At 51.0% G+C, this 21,423-nt stretch carries 21 protein-coding genes and 1 pseudogene; 4 read left to right on the top strand and 18 right to left on the bottom strand.

Going from position 1 to position 21,423, the window contains the following annotated elements:
• Window positions 1-114 precede the first annotated feature (114 nt).
• From KHQ09_RS09645 to KHQ09_RS09675, 7 genes are all read right to left on the bottom strand, one after another.
• Complete coding sequence (locus KHQ09_RS09645) at window positions 115-396, bottom strand: hypothetical protein (RefSeq protein WP_213597956.1); 282 nt, start codon at window positions 394-396, stop codon at window positions 115-117.
• A complete protein-coding gene (locus KHQ09_RS09650) occupies window positions 393-1,103 on the bottom strand; it encodes a helix-turn-helix domain-containing protein (RefSeq protein WP_213597958.1) in 711 nt (236 codons plus the stop codon). Before KHQ09_RS09650 ends, KHQ09_RS09645 begins: the two co-directional genes overlap by 4 nt.
• Before the next feature lie 168 nt (window positions 1,104-1,271).
• Window positions 1,272-1,589 (bottom strand): hypothetical protein, encoded by a 318-nt coding sequence (locus tag KHQ09_RS09655; protein ID WP_213597960.1) that lies wholly within the window; start codon window positions 1,587-1,589, stop codon window positions 1,272-1,274.
• Window positions 1,586-1,795, bottom strand: coding sequence for a helix-turn-helix transcriptional regulator (locus KHQ09_RS09660; RefSeq protein ID WP_213597962.1), 210 nt, complete (start codon window positions 1,793-1,795; stop codon window positions 1,586-1,588). Before KHQ09_RS09660 ends, KHQ09_RS09655 begins: the two co-directional genes overlap by 4 nt.
• A gap of 202 nt (window positions 1,796-1,997) precedes the next feature.
• Entirely contained in the window at window positions 1,998-3,245 is a 1,248-nt protein-coding gene (locus tag KHQ09_RS09665) for a tyrosine-type recombinase/integrase (protein WP_338019235.1), read from the bottom strand.
• 209 nt (window positions 3,246-3,454) lie between these two features.
• Entirely contained in the window at window positions 3,455-4,177 is a 723-nt protein-coding gene (locus KHQ09_RS09670; protein ID WP_213597964.1) for a hypothetical protein, read from the bottom strand.
• A gap of 231 nt (window positions 4,178-4,408) precedes the next feature.
• Entirely contained in the window at window positions 4,409-5,467 is a 1,059-nt protein-coding gene (locus tag KHQ09_RS09675) for a GNAT family N-acetyltransferase (protein WP_213597966.1), read from the bottom strand.
• Window positions 5,468-5,822: 355 nt separating this feature from the next.
• On the opposite strand from KHQ09_RS09675, the pseudogene KHQ09_RS09680 reads away from it, so the two are divergent.
• A pseudogene (locus KHQ09_RS09680) lies at window positions 5,823-6,215 on the top strand (GFA family protein).
• 65 nt (window positions 6,216-6,280) lie between these two features.
• The gene (locus KHQ09_RS09685; protein ID WP_213597970.1) at window positions 6,281-6,727 is read left to right on the top strand and encodes a pyridoxamine 5'-phosphate oxidase family protein; all 447 of its coding nucleotides are present in this window, start codon (window positions 6,281-6,283) and stop codon (window positions 6,725-6,727) included.
• Window positions 6,728-6,738: 11 nt separating this feature from the next.
• Here KHQ09_RS09685 and KHQ09_RS09690 read toward each other — a convergent pair whose 3' ends face one another.
• Window positions 6,739-7,176, bottom strand: coding sequence for a PACE efflux transporter (locus KHQ09_RS09690; protein ID WP_213597972.1), 438 nt, complete (start codon window positions 7,174-7,176; stop codon window positions 6,739-6,741).
• 335 nt (window positions 7,177-7,511) lie between these two features.
• Entirely contained in the window at window positions 7,512-8,360 is an 849-nt protein-coding gene (locus KHQ09_RS09695; RefSeq protein ID WP_022711822.1) for a mechanosensitive ion channel family protein, read from the bottom strand.
• A 247-nt stretch (window positions 8,361-8,607) separates the two neighbouring features.
• Between KHQ09_RS09695 and KHQ09_RS09700 the strand changes: the two genes are divergently transcribed.
• Window positions 8,608-9,804, top strand: coding sequence for a winged helix-turn-helix domain-containing protein (locus KHQ09_RS09700; protein WP_213597974.1), 1,197 nt, complete (start codon window positions 8,608-8,610; stop codon window positions 9,802-9,804).
• Window positions 9,805-9,811: 7 nt separating this feature from the next.
• Here KHQ09_RS09700 and KHQ09_RS09705 read toward each other — a convergent pair whose 3' ends face one another.
• The 6 genes from KHQ09_RS09705 to KHQ09_RS09730 are packed head-to-tail and all read right to left on the bottom strand — an operon-like array spanning window position 9,812 to window position 18,045.
• Window positions 9,812-10,723, bottom strand: coding sequence for a hydroxymethylglutaryl-CoA lyase (locus tag KHQ09_RS09705; protein ID WP_272491719.1), 912 nt, complete (start codon window positions 10,721-10,723; stop codon window positions 9,812-9,814).
• A gap of 17 nt (window positions 10,724-10,740) precedes the next feature.
• Window positions 10,741-12,432 carry an AMP-binding protein gene (locus tag KHQ09_RS09710; protein ID WP_420801441.1) on the bottom strand — a complete coding sequence of 564 codons (1,692 nt, stop codon included), beginning with the start codon at window positions 12,430-12,432 and terminating at the stop codon, window positions 10,741-10,743.
• A 2-nt stretch (window positions 12,433-12,434) separates the two neighbouring features.
• Window positions 12,435-14,453: an acetyl/propionyl/methylcrotonyl-CoA carboxylase subunit alpha gene (locus KHQ09_RS09715; RefSeq protein WP_213597978.1), complete on the bottom strand. Its 2,019-nt coding sequence runs from the start codon at window positions 14,451-14,453 to the stop codon at window positions 12,435-12,437.
• Window positions 14,446-15,249, bottom strand: a complete 804-nt coding sequence (locus KHQ09_RS09720) for an enoyl-CoA hydratase/isomerase family protein (RefSeq protein WP_213597980.1) — start codon at window positions 15,247-15,249, stop codon at window positions 14,446-14,448. The genes KHQ09_RS09715 and KHQ09_RS09720 overlap by 8 nt, the downstream gene beginning before the upstream one ends.
• Window positions 15,250-15,257: 8 nt before the next feature.
• Window positions 15,258-16,862, bottom strand: a complete 1,605-nt coding sequence (locus tag KHQ09_RS09725) for a carboxyl transferase domain-containing protein (RefSeq protein WP_213597982.1) — start codon at window positions 16,860-16,862, stop codon at window positions 15,258-15,260.
• A gap of 13 nt (window positions 16,863-16,875) precedes the next feature.
• Window positions 16,876-18,045, bottom strand: a complete 1,170-nt coding sequence (locus KHQ09_RS09730; protein ID WP_272491720.1) for an isovaleryl-CoA dehydrogenase — start codon at window positions 18,043-18,045, stop codon at window positions 16,876-16,878.
• A 126-nt stretch (window positions 18,046-18,171) separates the two neighbouring features.
• Between KHQ09_RS09730 and KHQ09_RS09735 the strand changes: the two genes are divergently transcribed.
• The gene (locus KHQ09_RS09735; RefSeq protein WP_238481607.1) at window positions 18,172-18,669 is read left to right on the top strand and encodes an AraC family transcriptional regulator ligand-binding domain-containing protein; all 498 of its coding nucleotides are present in this window, start codon (window positions 18,172-18,174) and stop codon (window positions 18,667-18,669) included.
• On the opposite strand, the gene KHQ09_RS09740 is transcribed toward KHQ09_RS09735, so the two are convergent.
• The 3 genes from KHQ09_RS09740 to KHQ09_RS09750 form a co-directional block, all read right to left on the bottom strand.
• A protein-coding gene (locus KHQ09_RS09740; protein WP_213597987.1) for an IS3 family transposase occupies window positions 18,666-20,017 on the bottom strand; the annotation gives its coding sequence in 2 pieces (ribosomal slippage) (window positions 18,666-19,681 and window positions 19,681-20,017; 1,353 coding nt in all). The genes KHQ09_RS09735 and KHQ09_RS09740 overlap by 4 nt on opposite strands.
• A gap of 67 nt (window positions 20,018-20,084) precedes the next feature.
• A complete protein-coding gene (locus KHQ09_RS09745; RefSeq protein WP_213597989.1) occupies window positions 20,085-21,164 on the bottom strand; it encodes a hypothetical protein in 1,080 nt (359 codons plus the stop codon).
• Window positions 21,164-21,367: a hypothetical protein gene (locus KHQ09_RS09750; RefSeq protein ID WP_022711847.1), complete on the bottom strand. Its 204-nt coding sequence runs from the start codon at window positions 21,365-21,367 to the stop codon at window positions 21,164-21,166. Before KHQ09_RS09750 ends, KHQ09_RS09745 begins: the two co-directional genes overlap by 1 nt.
• Window positions 21,368-21,423: the final 56 nt, after the last annotated feature.

Genomic DNA, 21,423 nt, shown 5'->3' on the forward strand with positions numbered 1-21,423 from the left:
GCCCCTCTGTATGGTTGGCTATGGCCTTTATTTGACGGCATAGGGTTTTACAGCGAGTGGTGGCTTCTTCTGCGGAGTCGTGAAGCGATATGACTACAATGTGATTGTCTGCCATCATCGTGCACCTCCCGCAAATGCCAGAACGGTGCCACTTTGCTCGTTTACTTGGCCTGCCAGTTCGTTTAAGCGGTCAAGAACGGCTTCCTTGAACTCATCCTCAAGGCGGACTGCCTGCCAGCGCAACGCTCCTGCACATCGCGCTTGCTCTGCCAAACGACCAGCTGCTGTTTTAACCTCTCGAAGTTGGGTGAGCCCTTTACTGTGCTGAAGTTCGGCAGCAACTAAGCGGACTCGGTCATGAAGACTGGTTGGAAAATAGTCGATTTTGGCGGTCATGCTTGGACCCCTATAGTGTAATCACCAGAGTCGGTGCGTGATATACACGTATCAATAGACTCTACGTTGAAGGTTAGCGCTCCATGATTGGATGAAATATCAGGCGAAGCCTGTGCAGGTTTATACTGGTGGTTATAGAGGGCTGTGACGACCCTATTGTTAGAGGGCTGTGACGACCCTATTGAGCTATTCTTTGACCATTGTTCAGGCGGGACCAAAGCATAGCCGGTTCCACGGTAACTTCGGCCTGATCCACCATCTTGCTTGGCACCCAGAGCTTTGCTTGCAAGGTGTGCCGGAAAATTTGCCAGCCCAACGCGGCGGATGGATCCAATCTCGTCAAGGTCAGCGAGACTGCGCCGAATGCTGCGCACATCCTTATCACGGTATCCAGCACGACGAGCCAACCCAATCTGGGACGGCCAGCAATAGCCGTGTTCACCCGCAAATGAGAAAAGCGCGATTGCTACTCGTAAGCCACGAACGCCAATGTCATGGCGCTGATTGATGGCTTCTAGCCAGATAAATCTATCTGCATTCACCTTTGGCCGTGTTTGTTGGATGATGGCGGTCAAGTCCACCGATGAAATGCCATGGGCTTCTGTAAACCGCTGTGCATCCCATAAGGCAAAGGTTGCCTCATCAAAGCTAGGCTGTTCGCGCAGTGTTTTAAGCGCCGCTGCAGCGCGTTCTAAATTGGCGGTCATTTGATAATCCCCGCCAATTTGATCGTCTGCTTCTGAATCCAAAGAGTGTAATAATGGACGTGAACGGCTCCAAATAGCACTGTGCTGAGGGCAATGTTGATGAAAAGGTTGAATCTTCTAGATGATTGGTTCATGTTCGTTTCGCCTTCGATTTTGCAATTGGATGGCTTATTCTGATCCCTGCGGCGTTTGGCGATGGCGCGGGGATTCCTCTTTCATAAGATCGTCCAGGATTTTTTCGATTTCGTCGTCGTAGAGTTGTGGGCCTGCTATGATCTCTCCATAGCGCCAAAGCTTCAATGACCATCCTCCAATTGTGCCGGACTTGTTTGCAGAAAGCCCTAAGCGCTGCGCCTTGCACCGGATGCGCTCTGCTTGTGCAAGTAGCTTTCTACGGCCCTTAAGGCTGTAATTGAATTTTAGCGTTTTGGAGATCTTCTCGTGCTTTGGTGACTCAGAGCGTTCGGTTCCGTATGAAAAGCTCATCGGGATACCGCCTTCTGAGCTCGTGCAGCAATGCGTCCATCAATCCACGCAACAACTTCGGAACGAACGAAAGCAATCCGCCGATCACTAAGCGCAACGGCCTCTGGAAATTTACCTTCGCTTCGGAAGTTATTGATTGCCGTGCGACTTAAGCTAGTCAGTGTGCAAGCATCATTTAGACTGATTAGATTTGGTATTGTTGTCATAGTGCTACCTCGTTGTTAACTAAGGCAACTATCGTGAATTTAGCGACAACTAACAACAATAAATAACATAGTATTTTTTTATAGTAATACGATATGAATTACTTCCATCAGAATGAAATGCTCTTCATTGATAATGCTATCTATTTAATCTGTGGATAACTTTTACATAAAAGGGCGCCGACTAAACATCAGCCGCCATTGATCAAGCTCGACGCTCTAGGCTGATAACATCCGCGTTAAATCCGCCGAGATATGAAGCCCATGCATCCATAAGATAGCGCCGCTTCTCCAATGCATCACCTCGACGGTAAGCTCGCTCAACGGCGTTACCAATTTCGTGGGCTAGTGCCGCCTCTGCTATTTCACGAGGGAAACTCGTTTCATTTCCCACCCAATCACGAAAAGCCGAACGGAATCCATGTACAGTAAATCCTTCACCACCGGCCGATTTGAGCGCTTTGGCTAGACTCATATCTGAAAGAGGTTTAAGTCCTCTTGATCCCGGAAACACGAACTCATTAACAGACAGTTTTTGCATAGTGTTCAATATACCCACAGCTCGATCTGACAATGGAATTCTGTGCTCTCGTCCAGCCTTCATTCTTGCAGCGGGGATAGTCCAGAGCTTACTATCCAGATCAATCTCATCCCATCTTACGCCTCGTGCTTCACCACTACGCACAGCAGTCAGTATGGTAAATTCTAGTGCCATAGCCGATACGCCGTTAACAGCGGACAGGCGTTGAAGAAAAGCTGCTATATCCTGATACCGCATTGCCGCATGGTGACCGCGAACGAGCCTCTTTGGAGGCGGCAGTAATGCCTCAAGATTGCCTTTCCATTCGGCTGGGTTTTCACCTGCTCGTAAATTTCGAGCTTTTGCATGATCCAGAACTAGTTTTAATGCCTCACGGAACTTGGCAGAAGACTCAGGCTTTTCATGCCAGAGCGGCTTCAGAACCCGTAAAATATCATCTGTACTGATTTTTTCGATAGGGACCTTACGAATGGGCTTTGCATAGGTTTTTGTGAACCGCTCCCAGCGCTGTAGCGATTTGTGACTTTTCCACTTGGGTTTCATTGTATCAACAAACTCATCCGCAATCTGACCAAAGGTCATCTGCTTAATTGCCGATTGCCGTTCTGAAAGTTCAATTTTGGGATCGCCACCACGTCCGACAATATCCCGGGCTTCTTGTGCCTTAACCCGCGCTGATGCGAGAGAGACGTGGCCAGACCCCGAACCGTAGGGCCCCAAACCAATTTCACGTCTGGTTCCAAATCGTCGCCAAATGAAAACCCAAGAACGGCTTCCAGAGGCTTGAACCCGCAGATAAAGCCCGTCACCATCACCATGGACTCCGACCTTCGTGATTGCTTTGACCTTTGAATCCGTGAGTTTATGCCGCGCCATGTTCATACTCTTTTTCATAACCGATTTGGTTTCCACTATAGTCAACCATGTTAAACATAATGGCAAATTATGTTATGAAAACAATAGATAGTTGCCAATAAAGACAGTAAAAACAGGCATCTGACGCATGTCGGGTGCGCCATAAAAATCAAGCACGTGAAAAAATACTGTTTAATCCGGCTACCGCACAGATGAACATCACCTCTGCTTCGCTCGCGGATTTCCGTTATCAAATCTCTGCATTTTCAGCCGGATGGCTCAGGCACAAGTGCAATTTTAAGTCCTTGCCCCTGAAGATAATCAAGCACCGCATAAAGCATGATTAGAATGCCAAATAACTCCAATGTTTCTTCTATCGTCGAAACAATAAGATAGGACGGGGTGAAAAAGGTTTCATCGGCCAGAACAGCGCCGACCCCTTCGAAAATCAAGGCACCGGTCACAAAAACAGCACCGGCGATAAAGAACAATATTGTTGTGCGTCGTGGCAGTGTGATCAGCCAGCGGATATAAATCAGAGCAATGATGAGCACGACAAAAATAGCCGGGACGATCCACGAAAAGAATGCATGCGTTGTACCGGGAACCACATAGCCCTCTACCCGCCACAAACCATGCATCTCGGTTGCCTCATCAAGCGACATATAAAAGAATATCACTGCCAAACCCCACCATGCGATTGCAGGGCGTGATCGTAATCGCTGAATCCATGCGGCCAGCGCCAAGCTACAAGCTGTCACAAATAACTGAATCACCGAAAACCAGGTTGGTATATTCATTTCCCGGTTGAGGTCGAACATATGGCCAAAGCGGTTAATCGGCTCCATCGCCGCCCCACAGGCTTTGGTATACCAGCACACCATAACAACAGAATGGAAAAATATAAGAATGGCAATTGCACTTGCCAAAATGATTGCAATAAAAGACGGTCGGATATTGAAGTACTGATGTTCCTGAGTTTGTTGCATCGTCTTCCCCCGAAAAATGCATCCTCATATATACATTTTACAGCAACAATAGATTTGCTTCAACTGAAGCAATGCAACTGACTTTTACTTCTTCATCTGCCCGTAATTTGGCACGAGTTCTCCCGCTGGCCTATACAGTCATCCTCCGCATTGTCTCATCAGCCCCCATGCCCGTTGCTGGCTCTAATCAGATGCTTTGACGCATCTTTCGATGCGTCAAAGTTTCAGGTTTTAGCTGGCTTCCATTTCGCGTTTGCGTCTGAGCAAGGCGTGAAAATCCGGATCACCACTCAGTGACTGAAGCGCCCAGAATCTTTCAAGCCATTCAGCCTCTCCCTCCCAATCACTCTCGATCAGCAGGCGGATATTCTTAAGCGCATTCTCCCTGTCACCTGAGAGCGCACGCGCGCCGGCAGCGTGGAAATGACACCAGTTGATCTCCTGACTTGCCTTTTCAAAATGCAAAGCAAGATTCAGACAGGTTTCATCGGTCAAATCACCGATATTTTCAGCAGGAAGGCTGCAACTATAGGCCATATGGTGATCAAGCTCTGTCAGTCCGACAGCTTTACCAATGGCCAGCGATCCTTTGTTCGAAGCATGACTGTGCCATTCGATACCGTGAATACCCCGTCTGATGCATTCCGCAAGAGTTGCAGAAGACACTGCGCGTCCCAGCCCCATACGCCGGAAAGCAGGATCTGTGTCCACACCAATTTCGCAGCGTGTGCCAGAAACGCTATCCGTCAGGCAATGGCTGACCATTGCTCCCTGATGTAATGCGCAGAAGCCGACTGCATTTTCAAAGAAGGCATCCGCAGAAACCCATCCTTCCGCCTTCTCCTCCAGCAACTCAATGTTTTCCGGATTGCGGCTAAAGAGTTCCTGATTAATCGGAACGATTTCAAACTCTGCTGATGGCAGATAGGGTTCCGGCAGCGCATTGCCTGCAACATATCCCATACGGATACGGGGATGCGGCACGACAAACTGATTGCCCCAGATTTTGGCGAAATGCGGAAACCAGCATTCCTCGGCAAAAAGATAAGCCCAATCCGGAATAATATCCCTGATATCATTCGCAGTTTGTTGCGAAATATCCGGATTTCCGGCCAGAAAATACCCGTCTCCATTGATGACGATGACAAGCTTAGGGTTTACCGGACTGTCCGCCCAGACTTCCCCGTCGATTGATCCGTCCAGAACGGAAGCGATAGTGACATGAATTGAAGAAAGTTCAGCCAGAATGGCCTGAGCGGCAGGATAGGCCTTTTGCTCTAATTTTTGCATATAAAAGCGATCCTATGGATGCGATGCCATGCATTCGCACCATGAGTGATACCAGTCGGAACTGATAAACTGTTCCGTGTACAGCCGGCTTACGCCCGCCGGCATCCGGCGAAAAAGTAACTGTCATCCTGATACCCCGCTTTTATCTCAACCATACTGCAATCACGTTGCAGAACAATCAGATATGGCTGGCAGAAGTGAAGCACAAGAGATATTTGCGCTCCACTTTGAGACCTCTTCAAGTCTCGACAAATACCTGACAAAAACCCACAATCACACCTCTCAGCCCCCCTGTTCTTGCTTTTTGCAGAGCTTAAACGGAATAATAACTTGCCTATCTCAAAGGAGAAAAACCATGGAGACGTTTACAGGCGGGTGTCTTTGCGGAAATCTGCGGTTTTCCGCTACGGGAAAGCCCTATCGGGTTGGTATTTGCCACTGCCTTGATTGTCGCAAACATCACGGCGCTCTTTTCCATGCATCAGCAATCTTTCCGCAGGAGGCCGTCACGATCAGCGGTGATACCCGCAGCTATGCGGAGCGCTATTTTTGCCCGCAATGCGGCTCAACGGTCTTCGGGCGATCGGATGACGAAATTGAAATAAATCTGGGCTCACTTGATGAGCCGAACCAACTCGTACCAACCTATGAATTATGGACTATTCGCCGTGAAACATGACTTCCGCCCTTCCCGCTTCAGAGGAAATATGAGCGAAACCGCACTTCCACGCGCCGTCAGGAAGAATAAAATCTGAGCCCTGAACTTCCGGATGTGCTATATTGAACTATACCCGCACATTCACGGAGGTCACGATGTTAATCCATGACATGCCCCGTACGGAAGTTGAGGAAATGCTGCGCCATGTAGGCATCGGCTATCTGGCCTGTTCGGTTGAAGACAAGCCCTATGTAGTGCCGCTCCGTTTCATACACAGCAACGGTTATCTCTATTCCCTGACTTCCGAGGGGAAGAAAATGGAGCTCATGAGAGCCAACCGCAATGTATGCGTCAGCTTCTCAGATGTTCATGGCTCCAATAACTGGCGCTGTCTGGTTATTTCCGGTCATTTTGAGGATATACCCAAATCCCTGAGCAAAGACAGCCTGTATTATCACGCACATGAGCTGCTGGCAGCCGGTGCGAATTGGTGGGAACCCGCTTATGTCAAAACCATTTTGCGGGGTGAGGAACGGCCGTTAGAACCTTTATATTTCAGAATATCGGTTCTTGATACGACCGGTCATCAAGCCCAGCCCTGAGAATGGCTGAATTATTCAGCGGCAACCATTGCCTGCGGCAGCGTAAAGATCATGTCAAAAATATACGTAAAAACAAACGTATAAATCAGGAAGAACAGCAAGAGCACAGCTTCCATCTGAAAGGCTTTCCAGAAGCCGACAGAATACCAGACCATATAAATCGGAATGATAATCACGAACAGACCGAACTCAAATATGAAAGCATGGGCAATACGCACCCAGACACTGCGTCCGGTTGACTGACGGCGTGCCTCCCATTTCTCAAACATGAGATTAAATGTGTAATTCCACGTCACAGCGATGAGAGAAACGGCAATAGCAACCGGCAGAGAGCCCTGCGCATCGCCGCCGCTCAAAAACATCAGCAGCAAAGTTGAAGCGGCAATCGCAATAAGTTCAAAAGTACCGACATAGACAATACGCCGCTTAAGCGGTTTAAGCACGAACATAGACAGCTCCTGAGCAGAATATGTCGCATTCACTGCGCCCGCTCTGCTCGTTCTGGATTCTCGGATGCGCATGCCACAAAGCGTTAAATGTATCCGTTTAACGGGGACACATCCTGAAAATCTGACTTGTGAGCCGGCACGCCCCGGCACTCATAAAAACGGGAAAAAATCAGCAGATCGCGGTTTTCCATCTGCGAAATTCAGAAATAAGAGCCTCAACCGGATATGTCAACAGATGAGCCGTTACTAATTAGATCAAGCTAAATTGAATAGAGTCATGTGCGGACAAAATTTTGATCGCCCGCACATCCTTCAAACACGTATAAACAACAGAATTAACTCGTCACTTCGGAACGATGATAAGTGACCTGCGGATAAGGAATGTTAATTCCCTCATCGCTGAATGCGGATTTTACCCGTTCCGTTGTCGTGTTGCTGACCGTGAAATAATTCGGCGCCTCAATCCAGTAACGGCAACTGATAACCACAGAACTGTCTGCCAGCTGGGAGACAAAATAAATCGGCTCCGGTGTTTTCAGCACGCCTTTTTGTTCAGAGATAATGGTTTTGAGAATAGTGAAGGCTTTTTGCACATCATCCTCATAACCAATCCCGACTTTAAAATCATGCATACGGGCTTTGTGGCGGGTGAAATTGGTAACCGGCGTATTCCAGAGAACCGAATTGGGTGCCATAACGAACAACCCGTCATAGGTTTTCAGCTCTGTCGAAAACAGCCCGATTTCCTGTACGGTACCGGCAATTGCGCCCGCATTAATATATTCACCGACTTTGAAAGGGCGCAAAACCAGCAGCATAATACCGGCAGCAATATTCTGTAATGTGCCTTGCAATGCCAGACCGATAGCCAGACCAACCGCACCCAATGCAGCGAGAATTGAAGCAGTCTGAATACCGAACTGCCCCAGCACCATCACCAGAACGACAACCAGAATGCCATAGCGAACAGATGCGCTGAAAAACACAACGAGCGTCTGGTCGAAGCCTTTGAATTTGGAAAGGGATTGCCGCGTCCAACGCTGCAAAATCCCTGCGATAATCCAGCCAACGCTGAGGATGATAATCGCGCCGATTGTTGAAAGCGAATAACTTAAAACGAGATTGGAAATCTGGATGGCAAGGGCATTGGTATTTTGAATAAATTCAGCTGTCTGTTCCTGCATGTGTCATCTTCAGTTTAATGTTTGATAGCAGCGAAAATGGTGAAATAGCTCTTTATCCGTCAATAATTTAATGCACCAGAGGTTTAAGACAAGAGAATATCGCGGAAATCACTGCGAGTACGGGCACATAATTTGTTTCAGCCTGAAATTCTGAAATGCTGAATATATTTCGCGGAAAAAGACATCATGGAATAACTGCACATGTCATGTTAAAAATTGCGAATATCTTCCGTGAACAGGATAGCCAATGCCTGACGCATTATTAAACAACCGTGATGCGCGCCGTCTTTTTCTTCACCGGCATCAGCTTTTATGTCGTGAAACCGGAACGGGTAAAGGTGCGGATCTGTCCGGTGTTTTAACAGATCTCGGCTTTGTGCAGGTCGATAGTGTGAATACACTGGCGCGGGCGCATGATTTTATCCTGTGGTCGCGCCGCAGCCGCTATCAGCCCGAAGCACTCAACAAGCTGATTGCCACTGAACGCAATGCATTTGAACATTGGACTCATGATGCTGCAATCATTCCTATGCAGTTTTTCCCGATGTGGCGCTTGAAATTTGCCCGTGACGAAGCCCGTATGAAGCAAAGATGGTCAAGCTGGCGACGGGACGGCTGGGCTTCGCAGTTTGATGAAATATTGGGTCATGTTGAAAAGCACGGGCCAACCACCTCCTCCGATGTCCGTGGCGACATCCCTGCCTCATCCGGCGGCTGGTGGAACTGGCATCCTTCAAAAACCGCTTTGGAATTTTTGTGGCGTTCAGGGCGGCTGGCAATCAGCCACCGCGAAGGTTTTCGCAAATTTTACGATCTGACGGAGCGGGTCATACCGGAGCCGTTTCAACGCTCGCAAATGCATGAAGCAGAGATAATTGACTGGGCAATGTCCGCATCGATGGATCGTCTGGGCTTTGCAACGCATGGTGAACTTGCTGCATTCTTTGACATTGCAACACGTGATGAAGCAAAACAATGGTGCATTGAAGCTAAAGCTGCAGGTCGTCTCATCGAGCTTGATGTTGAAATGGCTGACGGTTCTCTGCGGCGTTGCTACTCCACAGAAGCACTCCTGAATTCCGTATCTGACTTGCAGAAGCCATCATCACGTGTGCGGGTTTTATCACCTTTCGACCCTGCCCTGCGTGATCGGGCACGGGCTGAAAAACTGTTCGGGTTCTATTATCGTATTGAAATATTTGTACCGGCACCGAAACGCCAATATGGCTATTATGTATTTCCGGTCATGCAAGGAGACAGGCTTATCGGCCGTATTGATGCGAAGCGGGAAGATAAAAAGCTCGTCATTACGGCATTCTGGCCGGAACAAAACATCAAAACGGGTAAAAACCGCATTACAGCGTTACAGGCCGAACTGGAACGCATCGCATCCTTTCTGAAGCTGACAGAACTATCTTACCAGCCGGACTGGTTGCGGAATTAGCACTGCATCACGCCGTTCCTGCAGAAGATTGACGGCTGATTGCCTGTGCAACCCGTGAGGATGGCGAGCGATCAAGCTGCGTGCTGATCCAGACGGCGCAATCCACCAGCTGTTTCAGGTCGATACCGGTTTCCACACCCGTCCGGTTAAACAGCCAGACCAGATCTTCAGTTGCCACATTGCCCGTAGCGCCCGCCGCATAGGGGCAGCCGCCCAGCCCTGCGACTGAGGCATCGAAAGTTCTTACGCCCGAGGCATAGGCCGCCACGACATTAGCCACGCCCATGCCATAAGTATCGTGAAAATGTCCGGCAAGCGCGGTAACTGGAACCTGCGCACCGACACTTTCGATCAGCCGCTTAACACCATCCGGCACGCCGACACCAATCGTGTCGCCCAGACTGATTTCATAACTGCCCATATCGAACATCTCTTTGGAGATTTGCGCGACCACTTGCGGGTCAATATCTCCCTCATAGGGACAGCCCAGCACACAGGAGACATAACCGCGTATTTTTAGTCCCATTTTCAGAGCCTGTTCTGTTACCGGCGCGAAACGCTCCAGCGATTGCGCGATACTGGCATTGATGTTCTTGCGGCTGAAAGACTCCGAAGCCGCAGCAAAAATGGCAACCTCTTTTGCGCCTGCAGCCACTGCCGCCTCAAAACCTTGCAGATTAGGCGTGAGCACTGAATAGGAAACACCTTGATGCGTTTGCAGTCCCTGCACAACCGCCGTCTGATCTGCCATTTGCGGCACCCATTTCGGAGATACAAAAGCTGTCACCTCAATATTGCGCAAGCCTACCGCAACGAGACGCTCGATCAATTCAAGCTTGATGCTTGTATCAATGATCTGCTTTTCATTTTGCAGACCATCGCGCGGACCGACCTCAACAATTCTGACACGCTCTCCCATTGTGATCTCCCGTCAGCTTACGCTGTTCTGCTTTCCTCAAGCCCCAGTTCTTGCATCATCCGCTCGCGAATAATGTATTTTTGAATCTTACCCGTCACCGTCATCGGAAACTGATCGACGAATTTGATGTGGTGCGGAATTTTATAATGGGCAATCTGCCCCTCGCAGAAGGTACGGATTTCCTCTGCCGTCAGTTCGGAATCTGCACGCAAAATAATCCATGCGCAAACCACTTCACCATATTTGTGGTCGGGTACACCCACGATTTGCACATCCCTGATTGCAGGATGGCGAAACAGAAATTCCTCAACCTCACGGGGATAAATATTCTCGCCGCCACGGATAATAACATCCTTTATCCGCCCGAAAATATTGCAATAGCCCTCATCATCAATGGTTGCGAGGTCGCCACTATGCATCCAGCCATCCTGATCCACGGCCTCATCAGTCTGGCGCTGATCGTCCCAATAGCCATGCATAACCAGATAACCGCGCGTACAGAGTTCTCCCGATACCCCGCGCGGCACAATCGTCCCGCTGCTATCAATGATCTTCACTTCGCAATGCGGCTGAACCCTGCCAACCGTTGAAACACGGCGTTCAAGACTGTCATCCCCACTGCTTTGAAACGACACCGGCGATGTCTCTGTCATACCATAGGCGATTGTGATCTGCTTCATATGCAGATGCTCGATCACACGCTTCATCACCTCAACCGGACAGGGACTGCCCGCCATAATACCGGTGCGCAGGCTTGAAACATCGAATGTTGCAAAGTCAGGATGATCGAGAATGCCGATAAACATGGTCGGCACACCATATAGAGCACAGCAATGCTCGTTTTGTACGGCCTTCAGCACAGCCAGCGGGTCAAAAGACTCCGCCGGATAGACCATCGTCGCGCCATGTGTGAGGCAACCGAGATTAGCCATCACCATCCCGAAACAATGATAGAGCGGTACGGGAATGCACAGCCTGTCACGACTTTGCAGGCGGATTGCATCGCCGACAAACCGTCCATTATTGAGAATATTACGGTGCGTGAGTGTCGCCCCTTTCGGCGAGCCGGTTGTGCCTGAGGTAAACTGAATATTGATGGGGTCATGCGCATTCAGACCCGCACCGATCTGCTGCAATGCGTCCAGCTCTGCCACTTCCGGCGCAACAAGCAGATCGTCGAAATTGATCATACCGGATGTTTTGTCTGTGCCGAGGCGTATAACCCATCGTAATTGCGGGAAGCGTTCTGTGTGCAGATTATACGGGTCTGAAACAGGGATTTCCGGCGCTAATTCGCAGAGCATAGCGATATAATCGCTGCTTTTAAAACGAGGAGACAGGATAATCGCCCTGCATGCCACCTTGCTGATTGCAAAAGCAAGCTCGGTCAGGCGATAGGCCGGATTGATATTAACGAGGATCAGACCCGCTTTTGCCGTGGCAAACTGCGTCAAAACCCATTCGGCATTATTGGGTGACAGGATCGCAACCCGATCTCCTTTTTTCAACCCAAGGCGCAACAAACCGCAGGCCAGCGCATCCACTTTTTGGCGGAGTTCGGCATAGGTCAGCCGTATCTTCTGATGCACTGAGATCAGGGCATCAACATCCGGATATCGAAAGCAGGTTTCATCGAAAAACTGGCCGATTGTGGCTTCTATCAGCGGATGTTCCGTCGCGCCTTTCACCAAGCTCAGTTTTTCTGTCACTTTCATTCCTCCTGTGAGATCAACGCAAGCTGCTCCTTCACCTCTCCGTCTGCGGGTTCAAAATCGGCTAGTTCTGTGCCTTCATTGACCTGATCGCCCACAGCGCAGCGAAAGGCTTTCACATAGCCCGCACTCGGTGCGGTTATTTTGAATTCCATTTTCATCGCTTCGACGATCAGAAGCGGCGTGCCTTTGGCAATCTGCTGCCCCTGCTCCACCAGCAAGGCGGTAATAGTGCCGGGCATGGGTGCCACGAGCCCGTCATGGGCAGTTGCGTGTTCCGGCGACACATCCAGCGGATCGAGCCATTCCGGCTTCCAGCTTTGCCCGTCTGTGAAAAGGTGAATGAAATTGCCTGATCTGACTGCCGTGAATGATTTACGCAGCCCGTCAATCTCGGCAATGATGCGATTGCCCTTGTCTTGTCGGCCAGTGGCGGTGACATCAAGCGAACCTGTCTGCAACCGGTATCCTCTGCCCAGATAGGTCACAGAGATAGTGTGTGTTGCCGCAGCATAGCGAAAATTCAGATCACGCCTGACCTGTATATTGAGCCGGAAACCATCGCGCCGCTGCAAGAAAGAGGTGAGCGGAGCCTCATCGGTCTCATGCAGCAATTGCGCCAATGCCGCTAACAGAAATACTTCAGCGGGCGGTTCCTGCACTTCTGGAAAGAGTGCCGCAGTTTCACGCTCAATCAGTCCCGTATCAAGATCAGCCTGCACAAGGGAACGGCAACGCACGAGACGCGAGAGAAACTCAATATTGCTGGCAATGCCCGCAATCTGCATATCGGCCAAGGCGCGTTCCATGCGGCACAGAGCCTTGTCACGCGTTTCATCCCAGACAATCAGCTTGGCGATCATCGGATCATAAAACCGGCTGATCGCGTCCCCCTCTTCCACACCCGCATCAACCCGCACATGAGCACTTTCCTCAGGCAATTGAAAATGCACGAGCTTGCCCGTTGACGGCAGAAATCCCGCTGACGGATCTTCCGCATAGATACGCGCTTCTATGGCATGGCCGGAGTGAGACAAATCCTCCTGCGTAACCGGCAGTTTCTCACCACTCGCAACGCGCAATTGCCATTCCACAAGATCAAGGCCGGTTATCATTTCTGTCACCGGATGCTCCACCTGAAGACGGGTATTCATCTCCATGAAATAAAACTGGCCGTCAGGTGCAACGATAAATTCGACCGTGCCCGCCCCCGTATAATGCACTGCACGTGCGGCATCTGTGGCGGCCTTACCCATGATGCAGCGCTGCTGTGCGGAAAAATGCGGCGCAGGCGCTTCTTCAACGATCTTCTGATGTCTGCGTTGCACCGAGCAATCCCGCTCAAACAGCGTGACATAATTGCCGTGATTGTCGCCGAAAATCTGAATTTCTATATGGCGCGGGCGGGTAATATAGCGCTCGATCAGCACATGATCGTCGCCAAAAGCCGATTGCGCCTCACGCTGACAGGCAAGCAGGTTTTGCGTAAAATCCTCAGGCCTTTCAACAAGCCGCATGCCTTTGCCACCACCACCTGCCGATGCTTTGATGAGAACAGGATAGCCGATTGCATCAGCCTCACGCTGCAGGTTTTCAGGCGTCTGATCTTCTCCGTGATAACCGGGGATCAGCGGAATGCCCGCCGCACCCATCAGCCTTTTCGCCTGCGACTTCAAACCCATGACCCGAATGGCTTCAACCGGCGGGCCGATAAAGACAATTCCGGCCTGCGCACAGGCAAGGCAAAAAGCTTCATTTTCCGATAGAAAACCATAGCCGGGGTGAATGGCCTGTGCGTCGGTGGCTTGCGCCGCAGCAATGATTTTTGCCCCGTCGAGATAGGATTCTTTTGGTGGCGCAGCCCCGATATGAACGGCCTCATCCGCCATCCGCACATGCCGCGCCTGCGCATCAGCATCTGAAAACACGGCAACCGTGCGGATGCCCATTTGGCGGGCGGTTTTGATGATGCGGCAGGCAATTTCGCCGCGATTGGCAATCAGAATTTTGTCAAACATCATCTGATCCTGTCCGGTTTATCCATGCCGGTGTCCGCTTATGGAGAAAAGCACTCAGGCCTTCACGGGCTTCCGCATTCATGCGCAGAGCAGCAATAGTATGCGCGGTTTCCTGCGCCAATGCATCGCCCATCATCTTGCCTGCAACATTGCGGATCAGTCGTTTTGCGGCGGCTTGCGCCTGCGGGCCGCCCTTGAGCAGAGCTGAAGTCAGATCATCTATCGCAGCATCGAGGGTCTCCGCTTCCGTCACTTCATGCACAAGGCCTATTTGCAGGGCTTTTGCAGCATCAATGCGCTCCGCAGTCAGAAAATACCGCGAAGCCTGCCGCACACCGATAGCCCGCAGCACATAGGGGCTGATAACCGCCGGAATAATGCCGAGCCGAACCTCGGATGTGGCAAAACTTGCTTGCGTTGAGGCAATACAAATATCACAGGCAGAAGCGAGCCCCATGCCGCCGCCCAATGCTGCACCATGCACACGCGCGATTGTCGGCTTGGGTAACTCTGCCAGAATGCGAAACATCTGCGCCAGCTTTACCGCATCGGCAAGATTGGCATCAAAACCGGCCTCACCGGCAGCTTTCATCCAGTTGAGGTCGCCGCCTGCGGAAAAGCTTTTGCCGCGACCAGCCAAAATCACAATACGGATGTCATCATCCGTACCAAGCTGCGTAAAGGCCTGTGTCAGCTCAGCAATGAGCGCAGCGTCGAACGCATTATGCCGTTGCGGCCGGTTCATCCAGATGGTTGCCACAGAGCCGTTGCGGGTAATTTCCAAGGCTTCATACATGATTTGCCTCACATTCTGAAAAGACCGAATTTGGTTTCTTTCACCGGAGCATTCAGCGCGGCTGCCAGTGACAAGCCGAGAACGCGGCGGCTTTGGGCTGGGTCAATAATGCCATCATCCCAAAGGCGGGCTGTGGCATAATAGGGATTGCCCTGCGTTTCATATTGCTCGCGGATCGGCGCCTGAAACGCCTCCTCATCCGCAAGGCTCCAGCTTTCTCCCCGCGCTTCCAAGGCATCACGCCGCACACGGGCGAGCACACTGGCAGCCTGCTCACCGCCCATCACTGAAATGCGGCTATTCGGCCATGTCCACAAAAAACGCGGCGAATAGGCTCTGCCGCACATGCCGTAATTACCGGCACCAAAGGAACCGCCGATCAGCATTGTGATTTTAGGAACCTGAGCCGTTGCCACAGCCGTCACCATTTTCGCGCCGTCTTTAGCTATACCGTTATTCTCGTACTTTCGGCCGACGATAAAACCCGTGATATTTTGCAGGAAAACCAACGGAATATGCCGCTGCGCGCAAAGCTCGATAAAATGCGCACCTTTCTGCGCGGATTCACCAAACAGAATACCATTATTGGCAATGATGCCGACCGTTGCGCCATAGAGTTGCGCAAAGCCGGTCACAAGCGTTGTGCCGTAACGCGCCTTGAACTCATCGAACCGTGAGCCGTCAACCAGTCGTGCGATCACCTCGCGGACATTATAAGGATGGCGCGGATTTGCAGGAATAATGCCGTAGAGCTCTTCCGACGGGTAAAGCGGTTCCTCACCACTATTGAGCAGATCAGGTTTTGTCGTGATATTCAGATTGGCAACAATCCGGCGGGCGATTGCCAGCGCATGAGCATCATTTTCCGCAAGATAATCGGCCACACCGGACTGGCTTGTATGCACATCAGCACCGCCCAGTTCTTCTGCTGTTACCACTTCACCTGTCGCCGCTTTGACTAGTGGCGGCCCGCCTAAAAAGATTGTGCCCTGATTGAGGACGATAATCGTTTCATCTGACATTGCAGGCACATAAGCTCCGCCTGCTGTGCAGGAGCCCATCACCACAGCAATCTGCGCAATGCCTTTTGCCGACATATTCGCCTGATTATAAAAAATCCGGCCGAAATGCTCGCGATCGGCAAACACCTCATCTTGTCTCGGCAAATAGGCGCCGCCGGAATCCACCAGATAGATGCAGGGTAGATAGTTCTGCTCGGCAATTTCCTGCGCACGCAGATGTTTTTTGACCGTGAGCGGATAATAAGTGCCGCCTTTAACCGTCGCATCATTGGCGATAATCATACATTGTGTGCCGGAAACGCAGCCTATACCGGCCACAAGACCGGCACTCGGCGCATCATTGTCATAAAGACCATTTGCGGCAAGCTGTCCGATTTCCAGAAAAGCCGTACCGGCATCAAGCAGCAGATCAATACGCTCCCGCGCCAGCAATTTGCCCCGCGCTTTGTGCCGTGCCGATGCGGCCTCCCCGCCTCCGGCACAGGCAATTTGGCTGCGGTCACGCAGTTCTTCCACCAGAGAGCGCATGGCAGTGTGATTAGCGGTAAATTCCTCACCATGCACATTGAGAGCAGTTTTCAGAACACTCATATTCATGCCCCGATTATCTGGTTTCAACCATCAGTTCCCGCCCGATCAGCATCCGGCGGATTTCTGAAGTACCTGCACCGATTTCGTATAATTTGGCATCGCGCCACAGCCGTGCCGCGGCATAATCATTTGTATAGCCGCAACCGCCGAGTGTCTGGATTGTTTCTCCGGCCATCCATGTCGCTTTTTCTGCGGCATAGAGAATGGCACTTGCCGCATCTTTGCGCATAGTTCGGGAATGGTCATTGCGATCGCATACCGCACCGACAGCATAGATATAGGCGCGCACAGCCTGCCATGTGGAATACATATCAGCCAGCTTGCCCTGCATGAGCTGGAAATCGCCGATCGGCTGGCCGAATTGCTTGCGTTCATGCATATAAGGCAGCGTAATATCCATACAGGCGGCCATGATGCCGAGCGGCCCGCCGCTCAGAACCACGCGTTCATAATCAAGCCCCGACATCAGAACTTTAATGCCGTTGCCTTCGCCGCCGAGCACATTTTCCGCAGGCACAAGGCAATTGTCGAAGAACAGCGGAAATGTGTTGGAGCCGCGCATGCCGAGCTTATCAAGATGCGCGCCGTGGCTGAAACCGGCCATACTTTTTTCGACAAGAAAAGCGGTTATGCCGTCTGCCCCTTTGCCGGCGCCGGTTCTGGCATAAACAACCAACACATCCGCATCGCCGCCATTGGTAATCCACATTTTCGAGCCGTTGAGGATATAATGGTCTGTCTGCTTCTGCGCCTGCAATTTCATTGAAACAACATCAGAGCCCGCATCCGGCTCGGACATAGCCAAAGCACCGACATGCTCTCCAGAAATCAGCTTTGGCAAATATCTGGCCTTTTGCGCTGCATTGCCATTGCGGCAAATCTGATTGACGCAAAGATTGGAATGAGCACTGTAAGACAGGCCGACAGAGGCGGAAGCGCGCGAAATCTCTTCCATTGCCACAATATGCGCCAGATAGCCCATACCGGTGCCGCCGTCTTCTTCCGGCACAGTAAGGCCGAGCAATCCCATCGCCCCGAATTTCTTCCACAGATCAGCGGGAAATTGATTGCTGCTGTCGATATATGCCGCGCGGGGTGCAATTTCCGCCTCAGCGAATGCACGCACACTATCCCGCAGCTGGGCGATTTCCTCTCCCAAAAGGAAGTCAAGACTTGGTGTCATCAACAACAGTCCTCCCAAACCGTTTTGCAGCTTGCCTATGTTGTACCATAAGCCGGTATCTGACTGGCCAGACAGGTTGCAAAATCGGCCATTTGGCTACAAACTACGGCTATGACAGATCAAATTTTGACCTCTTCTCACACAGGAAAAGCAGCTGCAGTCATCCCTGCGACCTTTGTTCACTGTATTTTGCTGGCCTATGCAAAATATGGGACAGATCCTGCCGCAGCACTGAAAAAGGCACAAATTCCGCCAGAAATCCTTGCCGATGAGAACGGACGCGTCACACCGGATCAGTTTGAAGACCTGAACTGGGAAGCAATGCAGGAGCTTGATGATGAAGCTCTGGGTTGGTTTTCACGTAAATTACCGTGGGGCACCTATGGCATGCTTTGCCGCGCCTCCCTTGGTGCCGCAACGCTTGGCATTGCCCTGCATCGCTGGAAGCGCCATCATAGCCTGCTCACGGACGATGTTCTGCTTAATCTCGATATTGCCGATGGCATTGCCACGATCAGCATCACTGAGGCGCGGGATCTCGGGGCTTGTCCGTCGTCGAATGATTTGAGACTTTTTGTGCTCTTGAAGATTGGAGTTTGCGGCTTGTTTTGCGGGTTGATTTAAGCTGCTTTGGCCTGGTGGTTCAAGCGGCGTTTTCTGATGGTGTCTCGTTTGATCCTTTCGCGTTCGATTAGGATAGTCCGTCCACGTCGGAAGTAAACGTCAGCCGGGGTGAGATTGTCGAGGCTCTCGTGGTATCTGCGATGATTGTAGTGATCGACGAAGGCTGCGATCTGGGCTTCGAGGTCCTCCTTGAAGAAGTAGTTTTGGAGCAGGATGTGGTTCTTGAGCGTCTGGTGCCAGCGTTCGATCTTGCCCTGCGTTTGCGGATGACCGGGAGCGCCATGGACTTGGCTGATTTTGTATTTGTCCAGCCAGTCACCAAGGTCGGAAGCGACGTAACACGAACCGTTGTCCGACAGCAGGCGGGGACGGTGTTCGACCTTGACTTTATCGCAGCCTGAAGCTGCCAGTGCCAGGTCGAGTGTATCGGTGACATCCTCGACTTTCATGCTGGTGCACAGTTTCCAGGCGATGATGTAGCGGGAATAGTCATCAAGGATGGTCGACAAATAAAACCAGCCCCAACCGACAACTTTCAGATAGGTGAAGTCGGTCTGCCACATTTCATTCGGCCGCGTGGTCTTGTCCTTGAACTCATCATTGGCCTTGATGACAATATAGGCTGGTGACGTGATCAGGTCGTGGGCCTTGAGCAGACGATAGACCGAAGCCTCTGATACAAAATAACTTTCCGTATCGGTGAACTTCACCGCCAGCTCTCGTGGTGACAGGTCGGTATGATCGAGCGCCAGTGCGATGATACGATCCCGGATGTCATCAGGAATGCGGTTCCACACCCGCGAAGGTGCGGACGTCTGGTCTTCCAGCCCCTCGAAACCGTGGGTCTGGAAACGATCATACCATCGATAGAAGGTCGGTCTTGGAATGCCCAGCTTGTCGAGGGTTTGCCTAGCTGACAAATGCGACTGCTCCACAAGCCGGATGATCTCAAGCTTTTCGGTGGCGGGATATCTCATTCGTCGTCGCCCCCATCCCCGATCATGCTTTTTTTGAGCAGGCGGTTTTCCAGCATGACGTCGGCCAATGCCTCTTTCAGGTCACGGCTTTCACGACGCAGTGACCGAACCTCGTCACTGGTCGCCGAGCGGGCCGTATCGCCAGCAAGGCGTTTCTTGCCAGCTTCGAGAAACTCCTTCGACCAGCTATAATACAGGCTCTCGGCGATCCCCTCACGGCGACAAATCGCGGCAATGCTGTCCTCGCCACGTAGGCCTTCCAACACAATACGGATTTTATCCTCTGCAGAATAATGCTTGCGCGTCGCGCGCCGTATATCCTTGATCGTCTTCTCAGCGCTAGACGTTTGCGGAACGGGTTTCTGTCTCATCTTTGCTTCCTTTAATTGAGCTATGATGAGCCGAAAGTCCTCTCTTCTCAATTAACACTGTTTGGTCTCAAAGGCGTTGATGTCGGACAGCTTCAACAAAGCCGTGACGTAAATTTCTGTTCAATGGGTCTAATGGATGATCAATCAGAAATGTCCCGCCACCTTTTGAGAGGGTTCCAGGGACTATCAAGTTCCCCCAATAATCAAATATAAAATATGCGGCTCGTGATCCTACTTCTTCTATAGCTAACACCGAGCGGATAGTTGTCCCGACAACTTCCTGAGTTACAAACGTGGAAGAATAAGGTGTGTCCTGAATCTGTGATCTAAATTGCCCCCCTGAATTAACTTGACCTACTGTTGATGTTGATCGAGTAGATATACTGTCAACACTTTCCCTAGCGCTGATTTGACTGGTGAAATTAGCACCTGACAAATTAGCTTTTCCGTTCAGTGCATTTTGGACAGATGCTGAAATCGGCAAGCCCACCTTTGGGATTGCAGAACCAGTAGCATCAAGAAGCTGATCCGCAGTACCGCCTGCCGGTAGTGTATACTTTTCACCAATTGCAGTCGCATTTTCGGATATCGCATCAGTCACGCTTTTAATTGATTTCAGCGTGATTGTGCCGTCCCCCCCCATGATGACGAACTGATCATTGACTTTCGCAATAGCTGCAAGCTCTGAGAGATTGGACATATTCTCCAACGCAGCGAGAGCGGCCAGATTGCCTTTGGTATCATCGGGTCCGAATTCTGATTTCGGTACCAGTTTCATAACACCTGGTCCAACAAAGACCGGTACCGCATCTTCTTCACCAACGAGTGCAGCAAATGCTTCAAGGTTGCCTGTGGTCAGAAGCTCTCTCATCATCCGAACAGCAGCCTGCACACGGCTACCATCCGGCTGATAGCGAACCCGCAAGGGTTGCCCGTCACCGGCAGCTGCCACAGGGCAATTATCAAATAACCGACCGCTGTTCTGCCCGGTGATTTCAGCAATAATGAGCACGTAGCCTGTTGCGGTGATAATCGCATCACCGGTCTGAATGGCTGCAGTCTGCAAAGCCGACCCTGTCGTGGTGAAGTCAGGTGTTCCGGCAACGAGATTAAGCGTGCCGGTCATCCAGTCGGGACGAATAGCCATTAATCTGCCCCTTCCTTGCGCTCTGCAATCAGTTCTTTGTTTTCCGCTTCCAGAACTTGAATGCGTTCTTTCATCATTAGATTTTCTGAAGCCAAAATCAGATTACGCTGACGAATAATGCCAAGCTGAAACGCCGTTTCATGCAATTCAGCCAGCGGGTGAATTTGTATTGGTGGAGTGATATTGGTCTGTGTTGCAGACATGCGATCTCCTTCCCGCAAAAAGCAGGTGATAGCTGTGAGTGAAGTAAGGAAAGCAA

The organism is Pseudochrobactrum algeriensis (assembly GCF_018436245.1).
Lineage (GTDB): Bacteria > Pseudomonadota > Alphaproteobacteria > Rhizobiales > Rhizobiaceae > Pseudochrobactrum > Pseudochrobactrum saccharolyticum.

Excerpts from the sequence above, each read along its gene's own strand:
- KHQ09_RS09645 (WP_213597956.1), bottom strand. The coding sequence starts at position 396 with ATGACCGCCAAAATCGACTATTTTCCAACCAGTCTTCATGACCGAGTC.
- KHQ09_RS09650 (WP_213597958.1), bottom strand. The coding sequence starts at position 1,103 with ATGACCGCCAATTTAGAACGCGCTGCAGCGGCGCTTAAAACACTGCGC.
- KHQ09_RS09655 (WP_213597960.1), bottom strand. The coding sequence starts at position 1,589 with ATGAGCTTTTCATACGGAACCGAACGCTCTGAGTCACCAAAGCACGAG.
- KHQ09_RS09660 (WP_213597962.1), bottom strand. The coding sequence starts at position 1,795 with ATGACAACAATACCAAATCTAATCAGTCTAAATGATGCTTGCACACTG.
- KHQ09_RS09670 (WP_213597964.1), bottom strand. The coding sequence starts at position 4,177 with ATGCAACAAACTCAGGAACATCAGTACTTCAATATCCGACCGTCTTTT.
- KHQ09_RS09675 (WP_213597966.1), bottom strand. The coding sequence starts at position 5,467 with ATGCAAAAATTAGAGCAAAAGGCCTATCCTGCCGCTCAGGCCATTCTG.
- KHQ09_RS09685 (WP_213597970.1), top strand. The coding sequence starts at position 6,281 with ATGTTAATCCATGACATGCCCCGTACGGAAGTTGAGGAAATGCTGCGC.
- KHQ09_RS09690 (WP_213597972.1), bottom strand. The coding sequence starts at position 7,176 with ATGTTCGTGCTTAAACCGCTTAAGCGGCGTATTGTCTATGTCGGTACT.
- KHQ09_RS09695 (WP_022711822.1), bottom strand. The coding sequence starts at position 8,360 with ATGCAGGAACAGACAGCTGAATTTATTCAAAATACCAATGCCCTTGCC.
- KHQ09_RS09700 (WP_213597974.1), top strand. The coding sequence starts at position 8,608 with ATGCCTGACGCATTATTAAACAACCGTGATGCGCGCCGTCTTTTTCTT.
- KHQ09_RS09705 (WP_272491719.1), bottom strand. The coding sequence starts at position 10,723 with ATGGGAGAGCGTGTCAGAATTGTTGAGGTCGGTCCGCGCGATGGTCTG.
- KHQ09_RS09715 (WP_213597978.1), bottom strand. The coding sequence starts at position 14,453 with ATGTTTGACAAAATTCTGATTGCCAATCGCGGCGAAATTGCCTGCCGC.
- KHQ09_RS09720 (WP_213597980.1), bottom strand. The coding sequence starts at position 15,249 with ATGTATGAAGCCTTGGAAATTACCCGCAACGGCTCTGTGGCAACCATC.
- KHQ09_RS09725 (WP_213597982.1), bottom strand. The coding sequence starts at position 16,862 with ATGAGTGTTCTGAAAACTGCTCTCAATGTGCATGGTGAGGAATTTACC.
- KHQ09_RS09730 (WP_272491720.1), bottom strand. The coding sequence starts at position 18,045 with ATGACACCAAGTCTTGACTTCCTTTTGGGAGAGGAAATCGCCCAGCTG.
- KHQ09_RS09745 (WP_213597989.1), bottom strand. The coding sequence starts at position 21,164 with ATGGCTATTCGTCCCGACTGGATGACCGGCACGCTTAATCTCGTTGCC.
- KHQ09_RS09750 (WP_022711847.1), bottom strand. The coding sequence starts at position 21,367 with ATGTCTGCAACACAGACCAATATCACTCCACCAATACAAATTCACCCG.